This is a genomic window from Citrobacter sp. Cf072 (assembly GCF_030334485.1).
In the GTDB taxonomy this organism is placed as follows: Bacteria; Pseudomonadota; Gammaproteobacteria; order Enterobacterales; family Enterobacteriaceae; genus Citrobacter; species Citrobacter freundii.
Genome location: NZ_JAOWDX010000038.1, coordinates 204,637 through 226,192 on the forward strand (window position 1 = coordinate 204,637; position 21,556 = coordinate 226,192).

At 48.7% G+C, this 21,556-nt stretch carries 19 protein-coding genes and 1 pseudogene; 8 read left to right on the top strand and 12 right to left on the bottom strand.

The annotated features are described in order from the left end of the window. The first annotated feature begins 6 nt into the window (after nt 1–6). Both sufE and ldtE read left to right on the top strand, forming a co-directional pair. Nucleotides 7–423 (top strand): cysteine desulfuration protein SufE, encoded by a 417-nt coding sequence (gene sufE / locus OGX66_RS06915; protein WP_003029378.1) that lies wholly within the window; start codon nt 7–9, stop codon nt 421–423. A 123-nt stretch (nt 424–546) separates the two neighbouring features. After that, entirely contained in the window at nt 547–1,551 is a 1,005-nt protein-coding gene (gene ldtE, locus OGX66_RS06920) for a L,D-transpeptidase LdtE (protein ID WP_049002406.1), read from the top strand. Nucleotides 1,552–1,619: 68 nt separating this feature from the next. Here ldtE and lpp read toward each other — a convergent pair whose 3' ends face one another. From lpp to OGX66_RS06955, 7 genes are all read right to left on the bottom strand, one after another. After that, on the bottom strand, nt 1,620–1,856 hold the full coding sequence (lpp, locus tag OGX66_RS06925; protein ID WP_003029373.1) for a murein lipoprotein Lpp: 237 nt from the start codon (nt 1,854–1,856) through the stop codon (nt 1,620–1,622). A 309-nt stretch (nt 1,857–2,165) separates the two neighbouring features. Continuing rightward, complete coding sequence (gene pykF / locus OGX66_RS06930; RefSeq protein ID WP_003029366.1) at nt 2,166–3,578, bottom strand: pyruvate kinase PykF; 1,413 nt, start codon at nt 3,576–3,578, stop codon at nt 2,166–2,168. Between the two features lie 7 nt (nt 3,579–3,585). Then, complete coding sequence (gene ynhH / locus OGX66_RS06935) at nt 3,586–3,780, bottom strand: protein YnhH (RefSeq protein ID WP_242637968.1); 195 nt, start codon at nt 3,778–3,780, stop codon at nt 3,586–3,588. Nucleotides 3,781–3,992: 212 nt separating this feature from the next. Continuing rightward, the gene (locus tag OGX66_RS06940) at nt 3,993–5,336 is read right to left on the bottom strand and encodes an APC family permease (RefSeq protein ID WP_044712284.1); all 1,344 of its coding nucleotides are present in this window, start codon (nt 5,334–5,336) and stop codon (nt 3,993–3,995) included. 20 nt (nt 5,337–5,356) lie between these two features. Then, nucleotides 5,357–6,250 carry a proline iminopeptidase-family hydrolase gene (locus OGX66_RS06945; protein WP_044712287.1) on the bottom strand — a complete coding sequence of 298 codons (894 nt, stop codon included), beginning with the start codon at nt 6,248–6,250 and terminating at the stop codon, nt 5,357–5,359. 61 nt (nt 6,251–6,311) lie between these two features. Next, nucleotides 6,312–7,049 (bottom strand): glutamine amidotransferase, encoded by a 738-nt coding sequence (locus tag OGX66_RS06950; RefSeq protein ID WP_061550031.1) that lies wholly within the window; start codon nt 7,047–7,049, stop codon nt 6,312–6,314. A 12-nt stretch (nt 7,050–7,061) separates the two neighbouring features. After that, nucleotides 7,062–8,288, bottom strand: a complete 1,227-nt coding sequence (locus tag OGX66_RS06955) for a PfkB family carbohydrate kinase (protein ID WP_016150146.1) — start codon at nt 8,286–8,288, stop codon at nt 7,062–7,064. Nucleotides 8,289–8,782: 494 nt separating this feature from the next. On the opposite strand from OGX66_RS06955, the gene OGX66_RS06960 reads away from it, so the two are divergent. The 4 genes and pseudogenes from OGX66_RS06960 to OGX66_RS06975 form a co-directional block, all read left to right on the top strand. Then, complete coding sequence (locus OGX66_RS06960; RefSeq protein ID WP_270932836.1) at nt 8,783–9,805, top strand: methionine ABC transporter ATP-binding protein; 1,023 nt, start codon at nt 8,783–8,785, stop codon at nt 9,803–9,805. Beyond that, nucleotides 9,798–10,466: a methionine ABC transporter permease gene (locus OGX66_RS06965; protein ID WP_003029361.1), complete on the top strand. Its 669-nt coding sequence runs from the start codon at nt 9,798–9,800 to the stop codon at nt 10,464–10,466. Before OGX66_RS06960 ends, OGX66_RS06965 begins: the two co-directional genes overlap by 8 nt. Nucleotides 10,467–10,487: 21 nt before the next feature. Further along, nucleotides 10,488–11,300, top strand: coding sequence for a MetQ/NlpA family ABC transporter substrate-binding protein (locus OGX66_RS06970; RefSeq protein WP_016150148.1), 813 nt, complete (start codon nt 10,488–10,490; stop codon nt 11,298–11,300). 16 nt (nt 11,301–11,316) lie between these two features. Further along, a pseudogene (locus tag OGX66_RS06975) lies at nt 11,317–11,466 on the top strand (penicillin binding protein PBP4B); the annotation flags it as partial. Nucleotides 11,467–11,508: 42 nt separating this feature from the next. Here the strand turns inward: OGX66_RS06975 and OGX66_RS06980 are convergent. The 5 genes from OGX66_RS06980 to ttrB form a co-directional block, all read right to left on the bottom strand. After that, nucleotides 11,509–11,925 carry a hypothetical protein gene (locus tag OGX66_RS06980; RefSeq protein WP_003836560.1) on the bottom strand — a complete coding sequence of 139 codons (417 nt, stop codon included), beginning with the start codon at nt 11,923–11,925 and terminating at the stop codon, nt 11,509–11,511. Then, a complete protein-coding gene (locus OGX66_RS06985) occupies nt 11,894–13,759 on the bottom strand; it encodes a PAAR domain-containing protein (RefSeq protein WP_270932835.1) in 1,866 nt (621 codons plus the stop codon). The genes OGX66_RS06980 and OGX66_RS06985 overlap by 32 nt, the downstream gene beginning before the upstream one ends. A gap of 441 nt (nt 13,760–14,200) precedes the next feature. Further along, entirely contained in the window at nt 14,201–17,266 is a 3,066-nt protein-coding gene (gene ttrA / locus OGX66_RS06990) for a tetrathionate reductase subunit TtrA (RefSeq protein WP_210959659.1), read from the bottom strand. After that, nucleotides 17,259–18,281, bottom strand: a complete 1,023-nt coding sequence (gene ttrC / locus OGX66_RS06995; RefSeq protein ID WP_270932834.1) for a tetrathionate reductase subunit TtrC — start codon at nt 18,279–18,281, stop codon at nt 17,259–17,261. The genes ttrA and ttrC overlap by 8 nt, the downstream gene beginning before the upstream one ends. Continuing rightward, complete coding sequence (ttrB, locus tag OGX66_RS07000; RefSeq protein WP_353655291.1) at nt 18,282–19,016, bottom strand: tetrathionate reductase subunit TtrB; 735 nt, start codon at nt 19,014–19,016, stop codon at nt 18,282–18,284. A gap of 227 nt (nt 19,017–19,243) precedes the next feature. Between ttrB and ttrS the strand changes: the two genes are divergently transcribed. Together ttrS and ttrR are read left to right on the top strand one after the other, a co-directional pair. Further along, nucleotides 19,244–20,977 (top strand): tetrathionate respiration histidine kinase TtrS, encoded by a 1,734-nt coding sequence (ttrS, locus tag OGX66_RS07005; protein ID WP_085954020.1) that lies wholly within the window; start codon nt 19,244–19,246, stop codon nt 20,975–20,977. Next, a complete protein-coding gene (gene ttrR / locus OGX66_RS07010; protein ID WP_003836549.1) occupies nt 20,952–21,536 on the top strand; it encodes a tetrathionate respiration response regulator TtrR in 585 nt (194 codons plus the stop codon). The genes ttrS and ttrR overlap by 26 nt, the downstream gene beginning before the upstream one ends. The last annotated feature ends 20 nt before the right edge of the window (nt 21,537–21,556 follow it).

Consider the following 21,556-nt stretch of genomic DNA (forward strand, 5'->3'; position numbering starts at 1 on the left):
GGCGTTATGGCTGCGCTACCGGATAAAGAAAAGTTGTTGCGTAATTTTCTGCGTTGCGCTAATTGGGAAGAGAAATACCTGTACATTATTGAACTGGGTCAGCGTTTGCCGGAACTAAACGATGACTTACGCTGCCCGGAAAATAGCATTCAGGGATGCCAAAGCCAGGTATGGATTGTTATGCGTCAGAATGGTGAAGGGATTATTGAATTACAGGGCGACAGTGATGCGGCAATTGTGAAAGGGCTTATTGCCGTGGTATTCATTTTGTATGATCGCATGACGGCTCAGGATATTGTGAATTTTGATGTGCGCCCGTGGTTTGAAAAAATGGCGCTCGCACAGCATCTCACACCGTCTCGTTCACAAGGGCTGGAGGCGATGATTCGGGCTATTCGCGCCAAAGCCGCAACTCTTAGCTAAACTGATAAAACACGTCAACTTTCAGACCGACTTGAAAGCGTTCGTGTAAGGCAACGCAGTGACTCGTAGGCCGGATCGGGCGCTCGCCGCCGTCCGGCAAGAACGCCAGGGGGGTGAGTGAGTATGAAACGCGCGTCTGTTATTACGTTAATGCTAATCGGCGCCTACAGCGCTATTCAGGCCGCATGGGCGGTCGATTATCCTTTGCCCCAGGCGAACAGCCGCCTTGTTGGGCAAAACCAAACCTACACCGTGCAGGAAGGCGATAAAAACCTACAGGCGATAGCCCGTAAGTTTGATACCGCTGCAATGCTGATCCTTGAAGCCAACAATACTATTGCCCCCGTACCTAAACCCGGAACGCTGATCACTATTCCCTCACAATTACTGCTACCGGATGCACCACGCGAAGGCATTATTGTGAATCTGGCGGAACTGCGTCTGTATTACTTCCCGCCGGGAGAGAATATTGTTCAGGTATTCCCGATTGGTATCGGTTTGCAGGGGCTGGAAACGCCGGTAATGGAAACCCGGGTTGGGCAGAAAATCCCGAATCCAACCTGGACCCCTACACCAGGCATCCGTAAACGCTCTCTGGAGCGTGGCATCACATTACCGCCTGTTGTACCTGCAGGACCAAATAACCCTTTAGGACGCTTTGCACTGCGTCTGGCGCATGGAAACGGTGAATATCTGATCCATGGCACCAGCGCACCGGACAGCGTGGGCCTGCGAGTGAGTTCTGGGTGTATTCGCATGAACGCGCCGGATATCAAAGCGTTGTTTGCTCAGGTCCGCACAGGCACGCCGGTCAGGGTGATTAATGAGCCGATAAAATATTCGATAGAGCCGAACGGTATGAGGTATGTCGAAGTGCATCGACCGCTGTCGCCTGAAGAGGAACAAAACGTCCAGACCATGCCGTATGTGTTACCAGCCGGCTTTACCCAGTTTAAAGACAATAAAGCGGTGGATAACAGTCTGGTGGAAAGGGCGTTGTATCGTCGTGCAGGTTATCCGGTCACCGTCACTGCCGGGCAAGCATCGGTCGCGAGCAATGGGCCAGAAGTGAAGTCTGCGCAAAATGGTGTGCCAGGAGAAGATGCTGAGGTGCGCGCTATGCAATAACAGGGAAGGGGAATTCAGAGCAAAAAAAATGGCGCACAATGTGCGCCATTTTTATTACACAGATACTATTACTTGCGGTATTTAGTAGCTGCGTTGTCCAGACGCTGGTTAGCGCGAGCTGCGTCATCTTTAGCAGCCTGAACGTCGGAACGCATTGCGTTCACGTCGTTGCTCAGCTGGTCAACTTTAGCGTTCAGAGTCTGAACGTCAGAAGACAGCTGATCGATTTTAGCGTTGCTGGAGCAACCTGCCAGCAGAGTAGAACCCAGGATTACCGCGCCCAGTACCAGTTTAGTACGATTCATTATTAATACCCTCTAGATTGAGTTAATCTCCATGTAGCGTTACAAGTATTACACAAAGTTTTTTATGTTGAGAATATTTTTTTGATGGGAATGCACTTATTTTTGATCGTTCGCTCAAAGAAGCATCGAATTGTGCAAAAACGGCTAAAAAACCGAGTGAAAACAGAAAGCTTCCATCGGATTCATCTTAGATAATCACGGATTAGATAGTGAAATCCGATTTGATTTTTTATTAATTGTGGCTATCGATTAAATAAAAAAAGCGCCACAAGGGCGCTTTTTTAAGCAAATTAATTCGCGATGGAATTATTACAGCACGTGAACGGATGCAGTGTTGGTGGTGCCGCTCGGAACCAGTGCACCAGAAACCATAACCACAACGTCACCTTTCTGAGCCAGACCGCTTTCCAGAGCAACTTCTTTGCCCAGGCGGTAGAAATCATCGGTAGAGCTGATTTCTTTAACAACTTGTGCAACAACACCTTTGCTCAGCACCAGCTGACGCGCGGTAGTTTCATTGGTGGTCAGCGCCAGAATGGTGGCATCCGGGAAGTATTTACGTACTGCGCGAGCAGATTTACCACCCTGGGTTGCGACAACGATCAGCGGAGCATCCAGTTTTTCAGCAGTTTCAACCGCGCCACGGCAAACGGCTTCGGTGATGCGCAGTTTGCGGCTGTCATTGTTGAAGTCCAGACGGCTGGTCATCACACGGTCAGTACGCTCACAGATGGTCGCCATGATGGTAACGGCTTCCAGCGGGTATTTACCTTTTGCTGATTCGCCAGACAGCATTACTGCGTCGGTACCGTCGAGGATGGCGTTCGCTACGTCACCGGCTTCTGCACGGGTCGGACGCGGGTTTTTGATCATGGAGTCCAGCATCTGGGTCGCAGTGATAACGACTTTACGTGCACGGATACATTTTTCGATGATCATCTTCTGCGCGAAGATAACTTCTTCAACCGGGATCTCAACGCCCATATCGCCACGCGCAACCATGATGCCGTCAGACGCTTCGAGGATTTCGTCGAAGTTGTTCAGGCCTTCCTGGTTTTCGATTTTGGAGATGATCTGGATGTTTTCGCCGCCGTGGGCTTTCAGGTGCTCACGGATTTCAACGACGTCAGAACGTTTACGGATAAAGGACGCTGCAACGAAGTCAACGCCTTGCTCGCAACCGAAGATCAGGTCTTGTTTGTCTTTTTCAGCCAGTGCTGGCAGTGCGATGGAAACACCCGGCAGGTTAACACCTTTGTTTTCGCCCAGGTCGCCGTTGTTCAGCACTTTACAGATAACTTTGTTACCTTCGATGGCGGTAACTTCCATGCCGATCAGACCATCGTCAACCAAAACGGTGTTGCCGACGGACAGATCTTTCGTGAAGCCTTCATAAGTAACAGCAACGATTTCGTTGTTGCCTACGACAGATTTGTCGGTGGTGAAGGTGAAGGTCTGGCCCGCTTTCAGGGAAACGTCGTTACCGCCTTCCAGTTTGATGGTACGGATTTCCGGACCTTTGGTGTCGAGCAGGATTGCTGCTTTCTTGCCGGTTTTGCTCATGACGTTGCGCAAATTCTTGATGCGCTGACCGTGTTCTGCGTAATCACCGTGAGAGAAGTTCAGACGCATGACGTTCATGCCCGCGTCCAGCATTTTGGTTAACATCTCTTCGGATTCGGTTTTCGGACCGATGGTGCAAACAATTTTCGTCTTTTTCATGACAGTCTTAGTCTTTAAGTTGAGAAGGATATGGAAATCTGGCTCCCGCCGCGCACGGACGGGAAGCTAAACCTGAGTTACGAAAGTTGTGATGCCTCGCTCTAAGGATAGGTGACATCGAAAGAGCGTGCAGAGGAATGTGTGCTTGTGTTTCAGCCCAACGGGATGGTGAGTTTTGTAGTCGTTGAGTTTTACAGGTCAATGTGCTGAAACCATTCAAGAGACAATTGGCGCGCATTATACGCTGAAAATTATCAAAAAGGAAAATGGAAACAGCGTTTCAAAACACTTCTGTGCAGTTTTACAAAGAATCAGCATTAAATTGTTTCGGGTTGGTTAACAAAACACCGCCCAACTTCAGACGGTGTTGCGCAACAAGAAAAAAATAACGTGTTGCAAACTCAGCATTCAGCCTTAGTCGAGCAGCTTTCGCCCCTCAAGATCGATATGGATGTCCTGCTTATGCGCTTTCCGATACCACAGAACCGCCAGACCGATTACAGACCAGATAACCCCGAGCGTCAGCGCGTGAATGTTCATATTCATACAGACATATCCAATGACGACCATCCCCAGCACAGGAGAAATCACATGAGGGACAAAACGACGATGCTGTTTCATCTTTACGTTGTAGAGCACGAAGACACTCAGGTTCACCATAAAGAATGCGAAAAGCGCACCGAAGTTGACAAGGGTGGATATGGATTCAATTTTCCCGGAAAACAAGTAACTAAGGAATAGTGTCACAGCCCCGGTGAACAGAATTGCATAGTCAGGTGTTTTTCTTTTACTGTGCACATGCGCCAGAAATGTGGGTAACATTTTATCTCGACCCATAGAGAACAGGACGCGCGATACGGCGGTTTGTGCCGTAATGATATTCCCGACTGCGCAAACGAACGCTACGATGATAGAAAATGCAACTTTAAGCCAGATGCCGCCAACATCGCCTGCAATCGTGAAAAAGGCCTCGTTAGTTTGTGTACCTTCCGCAAAACTGTCGATTTTACCCGTAGCGAATGCGGCAAAGGTCACCACAATAATAAACAGCACGGTGGCCAGGATAAGGGCGAGAAGGGTTGCCTTACTGACTGCTTTCCCGCCGCCTTCGCTTTCTTCACTTAGGGTACTAATGGCATCAAATCCGAGGAAGTTGAGCGCCGCAACAGAGATCGCGGTAGCAATTAAACCAGGCGTAAACCACTGAGAATCAAAAAAAGGTTTGAAAGAAAATGACACATGGCTGCTATCAAGCATCAGCAGTCGCAAAATCAGCACCACAAAAATGGCCAGAATACCGAGTTGAATAAAGACCAGCAGTTTGTCGAATTTAGCTGTTTGTTGTATTCCCAAATAATTTATACCCGTTCCGATAGCCACATAAATTAACGGCCATATCCAAATCGGTATTTGCGGAAGTATTGCATGAACAGCAACACCGCCCAGGACGGCAACCAGCGTAGGGAATAACAGATAATCCAGCAACAAAATCCATCCGGTGAGAAAACCCACAGCGGGGTTGATGCACACGCCTGCATAGGTATAAGCCGACCCGGAGGATGAGATGTGCTTTGATAATGTTGAATAGCTGTGGGCGGTAAAAAACATCGCGATAGCGCCAATAATATACACGAGCGCGACCATGCCATGAGATAAATTATATACGACGCCATAGAGAGAAACCGGCGCGATCGGCACCATAAATACCAGCCCGTACAGCACCAAATCTGTGAGAGATAACTTTTTTATTTTACTCATAGTAAACACCTCAATTCGTGTTAATCAAGGCCTCGTAAAAACTCACGGACAGCAGTGAGGCAAGGCTCGGTATTTTCTTCATGTGGGTTATGGCTGCTGTCAGGAATCGTGACACCCCGACAGTGGGTTATATGGGTAATAAGCGGTTGAACGACCTGTGATGTCGCCTGATCATACTCACCATGAAGGACTAATCCTGGGCATCGAATCTTGTGCAATGAACGGGTGATGTCCCACTGCGCCAGCAAGCCATTCACCGCAAGTTCATTGGCGCCCCATAGCACATGGTAGGCGGTGGGATCGGCGGCAAATTGCGCATCAGAACGCTGAATATGCAGCGGTTCTTGCGCCAGGGAGTAAACATGTTTTTTGTAGTAGGCAATAAGTTGTTCAGGCGGATGCTGATAGATTTTTGCCTGCATAATGGCATCGTCTGGCATTGCATCAGCGCGAGTCGTGAGTTCTTTAAACAATCGCAGTACTTCGCTTTGCCAAAGTGGTATGCTGGCGGGAGCGCTGGCATATATCACACCACTCAACCCTTCCGGTTGCGTGCAGGCGTGCTCTGCTGCCAGCATACCTCCCCAGGAATGTCCGAGTAATGAATATCGCTGACCAATATTCAGATGACTGATTAATTGGCGAAGTTGCTGAAGATAACGTTCTATTGTCCAGAATGAGGCATCCGCCAGCGGAAAATGCGTCGAACGACCACAACCATATTGATCGTAAAATATCACCATGCGTCCATCATCAGACAGCTCATGATAATTTAATAGATAATCAAAACCGCCTGATGGACCGCCGTGTAAGATAATTAATGGCATTAATTGAGATGCCGGGTCGCCATAAATACGATAGCTGGTTAATATGCTATCGCAAAACATTTCACCATATTTGTAGTGACTTTGCATATTTTTAACCGATACAGAGGGGAAAGGGCAGGTGATTCAATAATCACCTGCAGATTGGCGTTTATTTTTTAATTGCTTGCAGAACGTTACACCAGAATGACTTGTAATGTTCCCATTGCATAAATTGCGGACTTCCCCAGTGCGGTGCGCAATCACTGGCAAAACAGCCGACTTTACCTTTATTGTACTCACCGAGAACTAATAGTGGGTCGTCATTTATTTTGACCAACGTGATGCTGTTTACCTTGGAACGCAATTTGTTATAACCGAGCAAGGGGGGCCACTGTGTCAGGTCCTGCGTAATGACATGCTGTTCCTCCGTGTTGATTGGGCAGCATCCTTCCGGAATTTCAACGCGATCATCATGCTCCAGCATTTCGACAGGCAAAACTTCGGCCAGCAGGGTGTTTTTATAATTTGCTTTCGCTTCAATGCCGGTGAAGGAAAGGTATCCGCCAATCATTAACAGACCGCCGCCATTTGAGACATATTCTTTAATCAGCGCTAACGCATTCGGGATGATATTCATGTGATAAAAAGTTTTGTTTTGCAACAAAAAAGTATTGCTGCCTATATCGCTAATCACGATAGCATCGTATATATCAAGTTCCTCCACCGTCTGCGGGAAGCGGGTTTGTACAATATGCGCTGGCATGTAGTCGATAGTGATATTTTGCTGGCGCAGACAGGATAAGAGATAGTCAGCGCCTTCTTCGTATTTACTGGATGTGAAGCTGTCATATCCCTTAGAATGAATCATATGAATATGCCATGACTCACCGATAAATAAAATTTTCATACTGAGATCCTATTATTTGATATTAATAATATCATGCGATTGAGTGCGCATCCGGTGTAGTACCAGCTCATGCTGCGGCATGCTCGATGCGCCTTCTTGTTCAACTGCCAGTGAAGCAAAGGCAGAGGCATACTGAATGGCTGATACAAGGTCTGATTTACGGGCAAGTGAGGCGGCCAGTGCGCCATTAAATGCATCACCCGCGCCCGCAGCATCTTTGACGACGGCACTCCAGGCTGGGATAAACAAAGTACGGTGGCGTTCGCACAGTAATGATCCTTGTGCGCCGAGAGTGATAATGACCTTCTCAACGCCTGATTGAAGAATGATATTCCCTGCTTTTTGAGCATCATCAATATTTAATATTGTAATGCCCGATAAAAATGATGCTTCTGTTTCGTTAGGTGTTAAAATATCTATTGAAGGTAATAAACGGCTAACATTTTTGGTATAAGGTGCCGGATTCAAAATAATTGTCTTGTTTGCTAATTTACCCAAGCGAACAAATTCTTCAATAGCATCGATATTAGTCTCCAGCTGCATTAGCAAAACGTTAGCTTCAGATATATGACCCTGCTGTTCATTAATTTCGTGCCTGGTTAGCATCATATTGGCACCAGGATAGATAGCAATGATATTATCACCATCCTGCTCTGAAACATAAATTAATGCACTTCCGGTGGGTGCATCATCAGTCTGATAAGCACAATATGAATTTATACCAGATTGGATAATATGATTGAGGGCAAAAGAGCTAAACTGATCTTTACCTACTTTAAAAATAAAGTGGACGTCGGTGCCAGCATTATTTGCGGCCAATGCCTGATTAGCACCTTTACCTCCTGGATAAAAACCGAACTGGCTTGCGAGGATTGATTCACCGCTTTGCGGAAGCCAGGGGACGGTAGCCGATACATCAATATTAAATGAACCTAATATACAAACTTTTCCCGACATTTTCGTGCCTTCTCTATGTAATCGAAAATCTTTGTTTGCCGGAGTTGAAATTGTGCCGGAGATATCAATTTTATTTTCTGTTATCAACTTGCTTAATGCCTGGCGGTTAACAATACCACCACCGTAACAACGCAAAAGCATTCCTGTTTTCTGAAAATAACAAAGATCTGAACGTATAGTCTCCTGGCTAACATTAAAAAGAACGGCGAGTTTTCTCACGCTGACACTATGATCTTTGATGAGTAAGTTAAGAATAGATGTACGCCTTTCTTCTTTAAACATTAAAGCCTCCGTGTATTTTGCTGAATTGTATTTATAGTAATGTTGCCATGTGGTGAAATGAATCACAGATCATGCTGTAAACCGGAAGCAAAACCAAATTATTGAGAATAATAAAAAGTGGATTACACGTTCTTTATTTTTATATGTTTACAATTAACGCAAGATATCTTGTGAGCACAGTCATGTATTAGTTTTGCAATTTCCTATGTCGCATTTAAAAGGTGCTGGCTTGCTCGATTCAGTTATAAATTGAGATGGGTTGAGATAAAAAAAACAGTGAACAAAAATGTCAGGAGTTTTTCCATCATCGTGGCTGGGATAGGACGGGTATCTGTTCAGTGTTCGCGACATATATATCTAAATGTTATATCAAATACTTTTTAATTCATTTTAAAAGACAATTCCGCTGATTACACTCGTTTGGACATCCATACTGCTAAACAGCCAAAAGCAATAGCAGAAGAACAATAAGCAGCAGCGGATACCCAAACGACATGATTGTCCTGAAAAATATTTCGAAAGTGTTTATGCCAGGAAGGCTTGCCATCACCGCTGTCGATAACGTCAACCTGACGGTTGAACAGGGACAGATTTACGGCATTATTGGTTACAGCGGGGCAGGTAAAAGCACCTTAATTCGTTTGCTCAATGGGCTGGAAAAACCGACCTCCGGCAGCGTGATGATTAACGGCCACGATATCTCTGCCGCCCGTGGGGAATCGTTACGCCAGGCACGACTGAAAATCAGCATGGTGTTTCAACACTTCAATTTGCTGTGGTCACGGACCGTTAGCGAAAATATTGCTTTCTCTATGCAAATCGCTGGCGCGTCCAAAGCGTCAATCAAACAGCGGGTTGCTGAACTGATTACGCTGGTTGGGCTGAGCGGTCGTGAAAATGCGTATCCGTCCCAGCTCAGCGGCGGGCAAAAACAGCGTGTAGGAATTGCCCGCGCGCTGGCGAACAATCCGGATGTCCTGTTGTGTGACGAAGCCACCTCGGCGCTGGATCCGCAAACTACCGATCAGATACTCGATTTACTCCTCGATATTAACCGTCGCTTCAAATTGACCATTGTGCTGATCACTCATGAAATGCACGTGGTACGTAAAATCTGCGATCGCGTGGCGGTAATGGAAAATGGCAAAGTTGTTGAGGAAGGTGACGTACTCAGCGTCTTTACCCAACCACAGCAGCCGATCACCCGACAGTTCGTTCGTCAGGTGAGTCAGTACACCGAGGAAGACGAGTTTAATCCGCAGTTGGCAAGCGAGCTTGGCGGCGTAGTTATCAAGCTTACGTTTACCGGGCAACGCACGCACCGGCCTGTGGTTGGCGAGTTGACCCTGCGCTATGGCCTGCCATTCAATATCTTGCACGGCAAAATGACGCAAACCGCACACGGTGTGTTTGGTCAACTTTGGGTGCACGTGGTGGCCTCTGAGGAACAATTGAACAATATTTTGGCCGACCTGCGCCAGAGCGACATTGAAGGCGAGGTGATTCAACATGGCTGAAGAACTGTTTCCCCATCTGAAGTGGGAGCAACTGTTAGCGGCAACCCAGGAAACGCTGTATATGACGGCCCTTTCGGGTGCTGCGACCTTTATTCTGGGCATCGCGCTTGGTCTGGCATTGTTCCTGACCGCGCGCGGCGGATTGTTCCCCAACCGAGCGGTATATAGCGCTATTTCGCTGGTGGTGAATATCTTTCGTTCAATCCCATTCATCATTTTGATCGTGCTGCTGATCCCGTTTACCAAAGCGATGGTAGGCACCATTCTCGGCGCCAATGCCGCGTTGCCTGCGCTGATTGTCGGTGCAGCGCCGTTTTATGCACGTCTGGTCGAAATCGCTCTGCGTGAAGTGGATAAAGGCGTTATTGAAGCGACACGTTCGATGGGCGCACGGCTGAGCACGCTTATTTTTCGGGTTTTACTGCCGGAATCCTCTCCTGCTCTGGTGTCCGGGATCACCGTGACGCTAATTGCGCTGGTTAGCTACAGCGCGATGGCAGGGGTAATTGGTGCCGGTGGTTTAGGGAATTTGGCCTATCTGGAAGGATTCCAGCGCAACCACAGCGACGTCACGCTGGTGGCGACGGTGACGATTTTGCTCATTGTCTTCATCATCCAGCTTTGCGGCGATGTGATCACCTCTCTGTTAGATAAACGCTAATAAAATACGGAAACCATTATCATGAAAAAATCACTGACGTTACTCGCCGCAGCAACCTTAAGCGCTCTGAGCTTTGCCTCCTGGGCAGACACTCTGACCGTTGGTGCATCTAACGTGCCGCACGCGGAGATCCTTGAACAGGCCAAACCGATTCTGGCGAAACAGGGGATCGATCTGGAGATTAAACCGTTCCAGGATTACATTCTGCCGAACACCGCGCTGGCTGGTCGTGAGATTGACGCTAACTACTTCCAGCATATTCCGTACCTGAACAGTGTGATTAAAGATCATGCGGGCGATAAAACGTATGACTTCGTCAGCGCCGGAGCAATTCACATTGAGCCAATTGGTATCTATTCGAAAAAAGTGAAATCGCTTAAAGAACTACCGGAAGGCGGCAAAGTCATCATGCGCGATGCGGTATCTGAGGAAGGCCGTATTCTGTCGATTTTCGAAAAAGAGGGTGTTATTAAGCTGAAGCCGGGCGTGGATAAAGTAACCGCGCGCATTAGCGATATCGTCGAAAACCCGAAAAAGCTGAAGTTCCTGCCAAACGTGGAAGCCGCGCTGTTACCGCAGATGTATAACAACGACGAAGGCGATGCGGTGGTGATTAACGCCAACTACGCCATCGACGCCGGGCTGGATCCGGTGAAAGATCCTATTGCCGTTGAAAGTGGTGAAAACAACCCGTATGCCAACATCATTACCGTGCATCGTGGCGACGAGAAGAAGAAGGATATCGTCGCATTGGTCGATGTCCTGCACTCCAAAGAAATCCAGGACTGGATCCGTACCAAATATAAAGGCGCGGTGATCCCGGTAAACAACTAATCCGCTTTTTGCCGAGTGGCGTATGAACGGTAACGCATCGATGCCGTCAACGTCCGGTGTGTTAACCATTTCAGAAACCTATAGTCATACAGGATGGACCGGAACGTTGACGTCAATCGATCCGGTTAACCATATGGCTGGATTGTTGTTCAAACATATGGCACATTGAAATAAAAGTTAAAAAGGGACTCCACCGGAGTCCCTGTTTTTAAACAATAAACTCTATTAGCATAAAAGCCATCGCTAATACTAACTCAGCAAGCCATAGGGCTGCTTCTATTTTAAACCCGGTAGTCAAATGACCTGGAAGGTTTCTAATATAATTATAAGATTCAATACTCATATCATGATTGATTACTCTATTATATGGGAATATAAGGCTCCCCATAATAAAATCTATTTTTGCGAAATATGCCGCAGGAGTGCCAATCAAACTCGCCCCTCTTGCCAGTCGTGCTGTTTGAGGAAGCAAACCAAATTTATTCTCATATGCTTTTGCAATTATCTTGTAATTATAACCATTAATAACATAAGATATAAAGATTATTGCTAGCATTAAAAACATAAAACTTATTCCTATCAAACCTTGTAAATTAGCGTAATTTTCTATCAAATAACTTTTCATATATAAGGATTCCTGATTCTTCCATAAATGTCTCGGGCGAGTAGGTAAGCTTTTCTGGACTATTAATTATAATTTCTCCCACATACTCTCCTGCTTTTTCTCCATATTTTTCAGCACCTTTACCTGCTAAGATTCCAGCACCAGTGCCGATCGCTAAACATAATGCAGCACCAGCGCCTGCAAATTCTGCGCTAGCAAAACCCATTGCCCACATGCAAACAGCTCTGGAAGCTGTGCCAGCAGCACCACTGGCAAACATACTTGCAGTTTGTTTACCACCAAACTTACTATATTCAGAGATAGCGGCTTTTCTACATTCACTTTCACGGCCTTTTGCGCAAGCATCGTATACATTTGTAGTGTAACTAGCAAAATCGAGGCCGACACCAACATAACCTACGGTTTTCATTATTTTAAATAACTTTGCGGATTTTTCTATATAACTTGCATACCCTTCAATATCATTTATACCAGTTTGATCCCATTTATGTATAATTGATTTTGTTGATAGTCCTAGTGCCTGTTTTATATTATCATATTGTTTTAGATCTAATTGCTCTTTTGATAATCTATTCATAATAGCATCAAGCTCTTTAAACAACCGCTTTCGCTGACCAAAAAATTCCTCACCAGAAATACGACCAGCATTTTCGCTATAAGTTCTTTGGTATAGACCCTGAATTTGATTTAATTTTTTATTAATTTCTTCATAATAGTTTCCTCCCGCGTCCTTTATATAACCCAAAATGTCGCCACTTGTTCCTAGCGCATCACTGTATAAATTTGATGCGAATATATCTACCGGGGTTCTGTTTTCAAATAGAATTTTAGCCTCTTCATTTGTTAATGGTGCTAAAGCCAGATCAATTTTATCTCTGGCAACTTTAATATGATTTATTTTATCGGTATCAATTTTTTCAGGATCAGCAACAATCAATATTGAACCTGGTTTTTTTCCTCTTTCTGGATTTAGTTGGCGGTATAACTCTCTTACTCCCGATGGTGGATTGACTATTAACTCACACTCATATTTCTTAGGTGATGTTTGATCTGGCACGACACAAAAACCGGGTTCAACCGATTGTCTTGCTTCAGAGGGGCGCTGATGCCGTACAGGTGGTGTCTCCGGTTTTGAATTACTGGTATTATTTACTGATTGAAAACTGGACAAAAGATATTCATCATATCTGTATGTTAAATTAAAACGTGGTGTAAACCTGCAATGACATTTGCATGAACCTCTACTGTGTGCGGAGCCTGCAAGGAGACATATTATTTCTGTTTCATAACCTGATAAATCTTTCCCCATCCTTGTGTAAGTATCAAATAAATGCCTGGAAATCCTTGTTCGAAAACCTGTGCTAAAATTTGAAGTTAAGAATTTATTTTCCTTATCTCCAGTAATGATTCTTTTCCGTCCAGGTATTATACCTCCTGCAGAACCAATAAAATCATCGCGTTCATATATTTCATTGAAATTTCTAAGTGAATTATATGAACGTCTTTGTAAACCTGATTCTTCCTGCATTTTCCTCAGTCTCTCTGAGGCTGGTGTTATTTTTTGACCTTCATAATCGATGTCATCATCAAAGGCATTCTTGAAGGTATTTCTAATTAAATTTCTACCTACCTCTATATGTGAACCATTTGGTACGCCGCCTTCAATTTTGTATCGTTGACCATCAAGGCCGCATATGTATTCATCTCCTTCGCATGCTATGTTAATTCCTCTGATACGAGGGAGATCAGTATTTTCCAAAATATAACCACCGCAACTTGTTCTATCTCCAGGAGATAATAAAAAGCCTTGCTTATCTTCATCCCAGAAGTTCATAGATTAAGTCCCTATTTTAAATATCCAGACTAATTGGTGTATGATATCAAACTATTTCACATTTAATTAATGTGACTATGTTCTCAAATTACACAAAAAAAACCTAAATTCCGCATGTGAAATTTAGGTTTTAAATATTCAAGGGTTTATCTATTTATCGGATAAATGAATTATAAAATTCGGCTTTTATCAATAATTAACTCTATTTCACCAACTCTGCCATTTGATACTGAATCGCCTAATGAATCATTATCAGCAACCAAACCGTAAGCGAAGACAGCATGTGATTTGTTCCTTACTTTATTAGTTTGTGCCAGAAAACCTCTTTTGACCCAACTTTGCCGTCATTGAGTAACTTCTGTTGGAGTTATCTCTATAGCCAATGACTTTGAACGTCATAGGCCGGATAAATCGCGTTAGCGTTGTCATCCGGCGCTAAAGTTATATACGCTCAATTCTCGCTGGCAACCCCTGACGCACCGACGCACCCGACACCCAGTCAAGCCAGGTATTGGCAACCTGCCGGGTAGGATCCGCAAAGCCCAAATCATTGAGATTAATCCCTGACTTTATCTGTGCATCAAATGCCATTGGCTTGCCGTCGAGCGTATGCTGAGCTGCGCCCATCTCTTTATGCCCGTAACCGTGTTCAATGGCGATCACGCCCGGCATGACGCCATGCAGCAGACTTATCTGCGCTTGCGCCTGACCGCCAGGGGTGGTGATACGCACGATATCGCCGTGTGCTAAACCATACCGCTGACCATCCTGCGGATTGAGCGCCACCAGATTAACCGGTTTCAGATGATGAAGGCGCGGGATAACCGCCGTGGCGCTGGACATGGTATTGGATTTAAAGGAAATCAGTTTCAACGGCCACTCTTGTTCCGGGAACAACTCCTCGACCGCACGTCCATCAGACAGACGTGAAGGATACCAGGCCGGGCAGCCGCTGTAGCGCTCGCCGGTAATTGCATGGCGGTGCGCGGCAACGTTCGCATTCCAGATTTGGAGCGGTTTTTCCCAGGCATTGCCGACGCGGTTATCAACTCGTCCGCTGATGTCCGGCGCAAAGCGCCCGCCGCGGGAGTAGATAAACGCAACTCGGCTGATTTCATCGGGTTTCAACGTTTGGGTCATCACAGGCATGATCCGCTGTACTCCGGTTAGCGCTATGTCTTCCGGCTGTGCCTCTGCAACCGGGGCTTTGCCCATAAACGCAATATTGGCGGCGAGGCGCAGGTAGTAATCTTCCGCACGATTCAACGGATAGTGATTACCTTGCGGATCGGTAATCGCATTGTCGCCGAATCCAGGTAGCCCAATGCGCTTTGCCACTGCGATACAGAAAGATTCCATCGAGGCCGGTTGACCGTCAGCCGTGAGGCTGGTCGCAGGTCTGACGACAGGCCAACGCGCGGTGGTGGCTTTGCTGGCCACGCCTGCCCACGGAGCGCTAAATCCCCAGCTTTCGAAGTTGTGGGTATCCGGCACGATGTAATCTGCCAGCGCCGTGGTTTCGTTCATAAAGGCGTCAATGGCGATAAACAGCGGCAAACGCGCAGGATCTTTAAGCTTTTCTTCCGCCACGCCACGTAATCCCGCAATGCCGTAAAACGGGTTGGTCATGTTTGAGATCCAGGCTTTCAGCGGATAAGGGTAACCTTCAAGCGCCGAGACGAGGAGTTCGGTAAGCTGACCTGCGACAAACGGGTACCACGGGGCCTTAGCCGGGAAGGGGGATTGTCCGGCAGCTACCTTATTGCGGTACTCTTCGGAAGACTCATAAGCGGTTTTACTGCGCGCGATGCTTAACCCTTTCGGCTTTACCTTCCCGGCGAAGCTGTCCATGTTGTAGCGCGGACCGTCGGTGGCACCATTGAATTTGCCGCCACCAACAAACACACCGCCTTCAAGACTGAGGTTGCCAATCAGCGCATTGAGCATCATTACCGACCAGGCGTTATAAAATCCATTGCCTGCCATCATTCCGCCGTGCGTAATTACTGCCGCTTTACGTCCGTGGCGGGTGAATGCGTCGGCCAGAGTGCCAATGTCTGCTTCTGACACCCCACACTGCTGGCTGTACTGCGTTAGCGACAGTTTCTCTGCGGACTCTCGCAGACGCTGGAAGCTGCTTTTTACCGTTACCGTCTGCCCGTCAGCCAGCGTCACCTCGCGGGTAACAAACAGTTGCGCACGCGGGCAACTGTTGGCGGCGACAATCTCACCGGCCTCGTTGACGACCACCGGCTCCTGGGCGGCGTTTGTGCTCAGATGGGCGAGGGTCAGGTGTTGTCCGGCAAGCGTTGGAATTTCATCGGTAATCACAAGATGAGTGGCGTTAGTCCAGCTTTTTTCTCCTGCCTGCTGCATGGCCTGCACGCCGGGAATGGCGAGATAATCAGCGTTATAGCGTTGTTTATCGATAATCCAGCTTATCATCCCCATCGCCAGCGCGGAGTCGCTTCCCGGTCGTACGGGCTGCCAGTGGCCGCGATCGTCAGTCAGCACCGTGGTTAATGGCAGGGCGGGCGCTACCACAACATAGCGGAAGTCGTCACGTAAACGGGCGCTGGCCAACTGGCGGGCCTGGCGCTTAAACGGGTTGCCGGATTGCGCCGGAGAGGTGCCCATAAACAGCGCGAATTCGACGTTATCCCAGTCGGGTTTCACGTGGGTATTTTTATCCAAATCGCCCATTAACGCGCCGGAACCAGCCCGATAGGCCAGACCGCAGTATGCGCCATGAGCACCGAAATTTTTACTGCCGAAACTGTTCAGTGCGAAGCGACGTAAAAAGGTATCACGTCCTTCATCGCTGGTATTAGTGACCAGCAGTTGATTGGATTTTGGGCCAAAGCCGGGATGTTTCGCATCAAGCGGTGTAGCGGGATCGTGGATGGCTCTCAGACCATCAACGTGGCCTTCACCAAACAGATCTCCGCCTTCCACCACCTCTTTGATCAGCTGTTCGAAGCTGATGCGCTGCCATTTTCCCTCACCGCGCTTACCGACGCGCTTCATGGGCTCCAGAATACGTAACGGGCTGTACAGACCTTCGAGTAAAGTTGCACCACGGGCGCAGGCGGTGGAACGTGCGTCAAGACCTGACTCCCCGGCCAACTGTTCCATTGCCGTGGTAAAGGGGACGGAGGCGTCTATATGGTGCTCGTGCGACAACGGATGATAAGGGTTGCCCGCAATGCGCAGCACCTTGCCTTGCTCAGTGTCAACGCGAACCCGCACGCCACACTGCGTCCAGCAACCAAAACACTGTGTCATGGAGATCACCTGCTGCGGGTTTTGCTGCCAGTGCGGCCGGGCGTTGGCTTCAGGGATGAGCGCGTTTGCAAAGATGCGGTCACGGGTAATTTTGCCCGAGGTTCCGTCCAGCAAACCGTCTATCGCGCGCTTTGCCACATCCCGATAACTCAGGCCAAAAGTCACCATGCCACCTACGGCAAGGCCCACTTTAAGCCACTGACGACGGGTTAAATTAGCCATGTTGCATTCTCCTTGCGATCGCGTTCAGGGCTTCACGAACAATAATAATCAGTGCTATCCACAGGCCGAAGGTACCCACAATGGCCAGCCAGCCATCGGTGCCGCCGGGCAGGGTGTAGGGATTAAACTGCGCGTTAAATTTCGGTACGGTCTGCACCTGGATGAGTAACGTCCAGCGCATTAGCCAGCACAGCGCCATGGCGCTAAAAGCGAGTAATATGCGCAGCGGTAGCGACAAGGGGTAACGTACAACCAACCCACAAAGAACAAGTGAAACAAGCCATAACGCAACCCAACCGATAGCGTAGTGTTGTGCTGAAGAAGCAACATCCAGCCATTGGCGGATAGCCGAACCGGAAAGCGTATTACCGCTCACCCAGATCAACACCACGATAGCCAGTGCGATCAACGTGACCATTTGCCCCCACGCTAGCTTACGCGGCAGTACGCCCTTGCTATTTGTCGTGGCAATAAGCAGGGCAAGAAACGTTTGCAGCGCGCTGAGGAACATCGCAACCGGAAAGGCGTAACTGAACCAGATGGGACGCGCCTGCACCACCGACACTTCACGGCCGGTGTAAACCAGCAATCCGATGGCGGACAGCGCGCTACCAAGTGCTAACCATTTTGTGACGTTGTAACTTTTTAGCGTTAGTCGTTTAACGTGCTGCGCCAGAAACCACAGACCTAAAAAACCGGTAAACAGCGGTAAGAACAGTGCGCCCCACGGCATCCAGGACCAGGGCGTCGGATACGCATAGAAATGCCAGACGCGGGCGGTTTGGTGTAGATCAGCGGTCAGCGCCAGCGGTGCGGTAATCGCGCAGGTCAGAGCGATTAACAGCGTCAGATTCTCCAGATCTGCCGTTTCTTTTTTGCGCCAGTGGAGAACGCAGGCGAACAGTGCGGCGCAGGCGGCAATGCCGATGAAAAAGAAATATTGTACGGCCCAGGGTAACCAGCTTACGTCCTGGGGATGGGCCAGAACCTCGTCGATAATTAGTGAATGGTTCATTTAAACCTCCTGCCAGAGAGCGGGTTGAGCACGTCCAATCAATGGGGTGACAAACGCCTCATCCAGTCCCAGATAGAACACGTGAGGAGAAGTACCGCTTTCCGGCTTCAGGACTTTGATGGTGTCATGGTGTTCATGCAGCATTTGTGAAATGCGGCTGTGTGGATCTTTAATATCGCCAATGATGCGCGCGCCGCCGACGCAGGATTCTACACAGGCCGGGAGCAGCCCCGCTTCGAGGCGGTGAACACAGAAGGTACATTTATCGGCGGTTTGCGTTTCATGGTTGATGAATCGCGCATCATAAGGGCAGGCCTGCACGCAATAGGCGCAGCCAACGCAGCGTGTGTTGTCGACCACCACGATGCCGTCTTCGCGTTGGAAAGTGGCCTGTACCGGGCAAACGGGCACGCAAGGGGGATTATCACAATGGTTGCATAGTCGCGGCAGCAGGACGTTGGTGACGCTTTGCTGACCTTCAATCTGTACTTGATACTGGTTGACGAGGGTACGAAATTCGCCCTGTGGCGTATGGTTTTCAATGGCGCAACTGACGGTACATGCCTGGCAGCCAATACAGCGTCGCAGGTCAACCAGCATGGCGTAGCGATGCTGAAGTGAGCCTTCATGGCGTTCAGGCGAAAAGGGAAATTTCGCCTGAGCCAGCGGAACCAGTGATGCGCCAGCGGTCAGGACGCCCAGTTGCTGGAGAAACTGCCGTTTACTGCTGTCCATATTTTCTCCCGTCACGATGCAACAACGAAACATTGGTCACGCCGTTGATTTGCGTGTGATGAATAAAGAATCTCAATGATTTACAGTGTAAAAATCGTGACGGGGTATACTCTATTGTGGTTAACCACATACCCGGCTTGTTGTTGATCTAAAACAACATAATTGACAGGGACAATTGAGTGGGACGCAACGTAGTAAGATGTCTGACAGTGCTGGCGTCGCTGTGGATGCTAAGCGGCGCGGTCAGGGCGCAGACATGGAACATTGGCGTTTTGGCGATGCGCGGGGAGGTTTCTACACGTAATCACTGGCAGCCGCTGGAAACATTGTTGAATCAGCAAATCCCCGGCGAACAGTTTCATATTCAACCTCTGGATCTGCACCAGATGCAGGAGGCGGTGAATCGTGGAACGGTGCAGTTTGTTGTTACTAATCCGGCGCAGTTTGTTCAGCTAAACAGCCGTTCTGCGCTGCGCTGGCTAGCGTCGCTACGCTCCACCCGTGGTGGGAAAGCCACCAGTAACGTGATTGGCAGCGCGATCCTCGTCAGACGCGACAGCGGGATAACCTCCCCACACGATCTGATCGGCAAAACGGTTGGCGCCATTGATGCTCAGGCTTTTGGCGGCTATTTGCTGGGATATAAAGCGCTCAGTGATGCCGGTCTGCGTCCTGAACGCGATTTACGACTGACGTTTACCGGATTTCCCGCCGATGCCTTACTCTATTTATTACGTGAAAAAGCCGTGCAGGCGGTGATCGTGCCGGTGTGTCTGCTGGAAAAAATGGATGAAGAAGGCCTCATTCGTAAAACCGATTTTATGACCGTGTTGAACCATCCGACCTCAATTCCCTGTCTGACCAGTACACCGCTCTATCCTGACTGGTCATTTGCCGCACTACCTGCAGTGAGTGACGAGCTGGCCGATCGCGTCACGCGGGTGCTGTTCAATGCACCGCAAAACGCGACATTTCGCTGGGGAGCGCCCGCCTCGACCCGCGAGGTGGAAGCGTTGTTGCGCGATGTCCGCCAGCATCCGCAGCAGCGTCAGCTGTGGCTGGATGTCAAAAGCTGGTTTATTCAACACCGACTGGCAATGGGGGGCGTGGCCATCGTGTTGCTGTTGCTGACGCTCAATTACATCTGGGTAATGCTGTTGGTTCGCCGACGCGGCAGGCAGCTAGAGCGGAACAACGTGTTGTTGCACAAACAGGAACAGGCGCTGGAGACTGCCCGACAAATGAGCGTGCTGGGGGAGATGACCTCCGGTTTTGCCCATGAGCTCAATCAGCCGTTGTCGGCTATCCGCCATTATGCCCAAGGCTGTCTGATTCGCCTGCGCGGTCAGGATGAGCAGCATCCGTTGCTGCCCGTGCTTGAGCACATCGACACCCAGGCACAAAGGGGGGCCGATACGCTGCGCAATCTCCGGCAGTGGGTCAGCCAGGCACAGGGCAATCCGGTACTTCCCGATGACTGGCAAGCCATCAACGTTCACGATGCTATCCATCACGTCTGGCAATTACTGCGCATGCCCCAGCAATTCCCGGCGGTAACGCTGCACACACAGGTCAGCAAGGCGTTAACATTGACGCTGCCAAGCGTTCTTCTTGAGCAGGTGCTGGCCAATCTGGTACTCAATGCCGCCCAGGCAGGGGCTACCACAGTTTGGTTTAGCGCCCTGCATAAGGATGGTGGTGTGAGTATTCAGGTGCAGGATAATGCCGGAGGCATTGACGAGACGCAGTTGTATCAGGCGTTTCAGCCGTTTATGACCACTCGCAAAGAAGGCATGGGACTAGGACTGGTCATTTGTCAGCGACTGGTGCGCTACGCAAACGGAGATATTGAGATCAACAATCAGCAGGCCCCGGACGGAAAAGCGGGGGCGAGAGTGACATTATATTTTAAACCAAATCGGGAAGGAGGCCGTAGTGGCGATAATTCATCTGCTGGATGACGACATTGCCGTCACCCAGGCCTGTGCGTTTTTATTGGAAAGTCTGGGATATGAAGTGTCTTGCTGGGAGCAAGGTGAGAAATTCCTCGCTGAGGCAAATCTGCACCAGGTGGGTGTACTGCTGCTGGATATGCGTATGCCGGTACTGGATGGGCACGCTGTGCATGAAATCATGCGTCAGAAAGCAAGCACGCTGGCGGTGGTCTTTCTCACCGGGCATGGCGATGTGCCGATGGCGGTTGAGCAAATGAAACGTGGCGCGGTCGATTTTTTGCAAAAACCGGTGTCAGCCGTGCCGCTTCAGGCAGCATTAGAACATGCCTTGCAGGTCTCGGCAGCGGCGTTCTCGCGACAAGAGATCATCTGCTGCTATCAACAGCTTACGCCAAAAGAACGGGAACTGGCGCATCTGGTAGCAAAAGGATTAATGAATCGGGAAATTGCTGATGCCATGAATATTGCCGTGCGTACGGTTGAAGTGCACCGGGCGCGGGTGATGGAAAAAATGCAGGCGGGAAGTCTTGCTGAGCTTGTAAATCGACTTCAGAGAGTTCAGTAGAATGATGACATTTCTTTGAT

Coding starts and splice junctions, on each gene's coding strand:
- pykF (WP_003029366.1), bottom strand. CDS start 3,578: ATGAAAAAGACGAAAATTGTTTGCACCATCGGTCCGAAAACCGAATCC.
- OGX66_RS06960 (WP_270932836.1), top strand. CDS start 8,783: ATGATTGTCCTGAAAAATATTTCGAAAGTGTTTATGCCAGGAAGGCTT.
- ttrA (WP_210959659.1), bottom strand. CDS start 17,266: ATGGCTAATTTAACCCGTCGTCAGTGGCTTAAAGTGGGCCTTGCCGTA.
- OGX66_RS06965 (WP_003029361.1), top strand. CDS start 9,798: ATGGCTGAAGAACTGTTTCCCCATCTGAAGTGGGAGCAACTGTTAGCG.
- ttrC (WP_270932834.1), bottom strand. CDS start 18,281: ATGAACCATTCACTAATTATCGACGAGGTTCTGGCCCATCCCCAGGAC.
- OGX66_RS06970 (WP_016150148.1), top strand. CDS start 10,488: ATGAAAAAATCACTGACGTTACTCGCCGCAGCAACCTTAAGCGCTCTG.
- OGX66_RS06955 (WP_016150146.1), bottom strand. CDS start 8,288: ATGTTTAAAGAAGAAAGGCGTACATCTATTCTTAACTTACTCATCAAA.
- OGX66_RS06985 (WP_270932835.1), bottom strand. CDS start 13,759: ATGAACTTCTGGGATGAAGATAAGCAAGGCTTTTTATTATCTCCTGGA.
- ttrB (WP_353655291.1), bottom strand. CDS start 19,016: ATGGACAGCAGTAAACGGCAGTTTCTCCAGCAACTGGGCGTCCTGACC.
- sufE (WP_003029378.1), top strand. CDS start 7: ATGGCTGCGCTACCGGATAAAGAAAAGTTGTTGCGTAATTTTCTGCGT.
- OGX66_RS06980 (WP_003836560.1), bottom strand. CDS start 11,925: ATGAAAAGTTATTTGATAGAAAATTACGCTAATTTACAAGGTTTGATA.
- OGX66_RS06950 (WP_061550031.1), bottom strand. CDS start 7,049: ATGAAAATTTTATTTATCGGTGAGTCATGGCATATTCATATGATTCAT.
- ttrS (WP_085954020.1), top strand. CDS start 19,244: ATGCTAAGCGGCGCGGTCAGGGCGCAGACATGGAACATTGGCGTTTTG.
- OGX66_RS06940 (WP_044712284.1), bottom strand. CDS start 5,336: ATGAGTAAAATAAAAAAGTTATCTCTCACAGATTTGGTGCTGTACGGG.
- ldtE (WP_049002406.1), top strand. CDS start 547: ATGAAACGCGCGTCTGTTATTACGTTAATGCTAATCGGCGCCTACAGC.
- lpp (WP_003029373.1), bottom strand. CDS start 1,856: ATGAATCGTACTAAACTGGTACTGGGCGCGGTAATCCTGGGTTCTACT.
- OGX66_RS06945 (WP_044712287.1), bottom strand. CDS start 6,250: ATGCAAAGTCACTACAAATATGGTGAAATGTTTTGCGATAGCATATTA.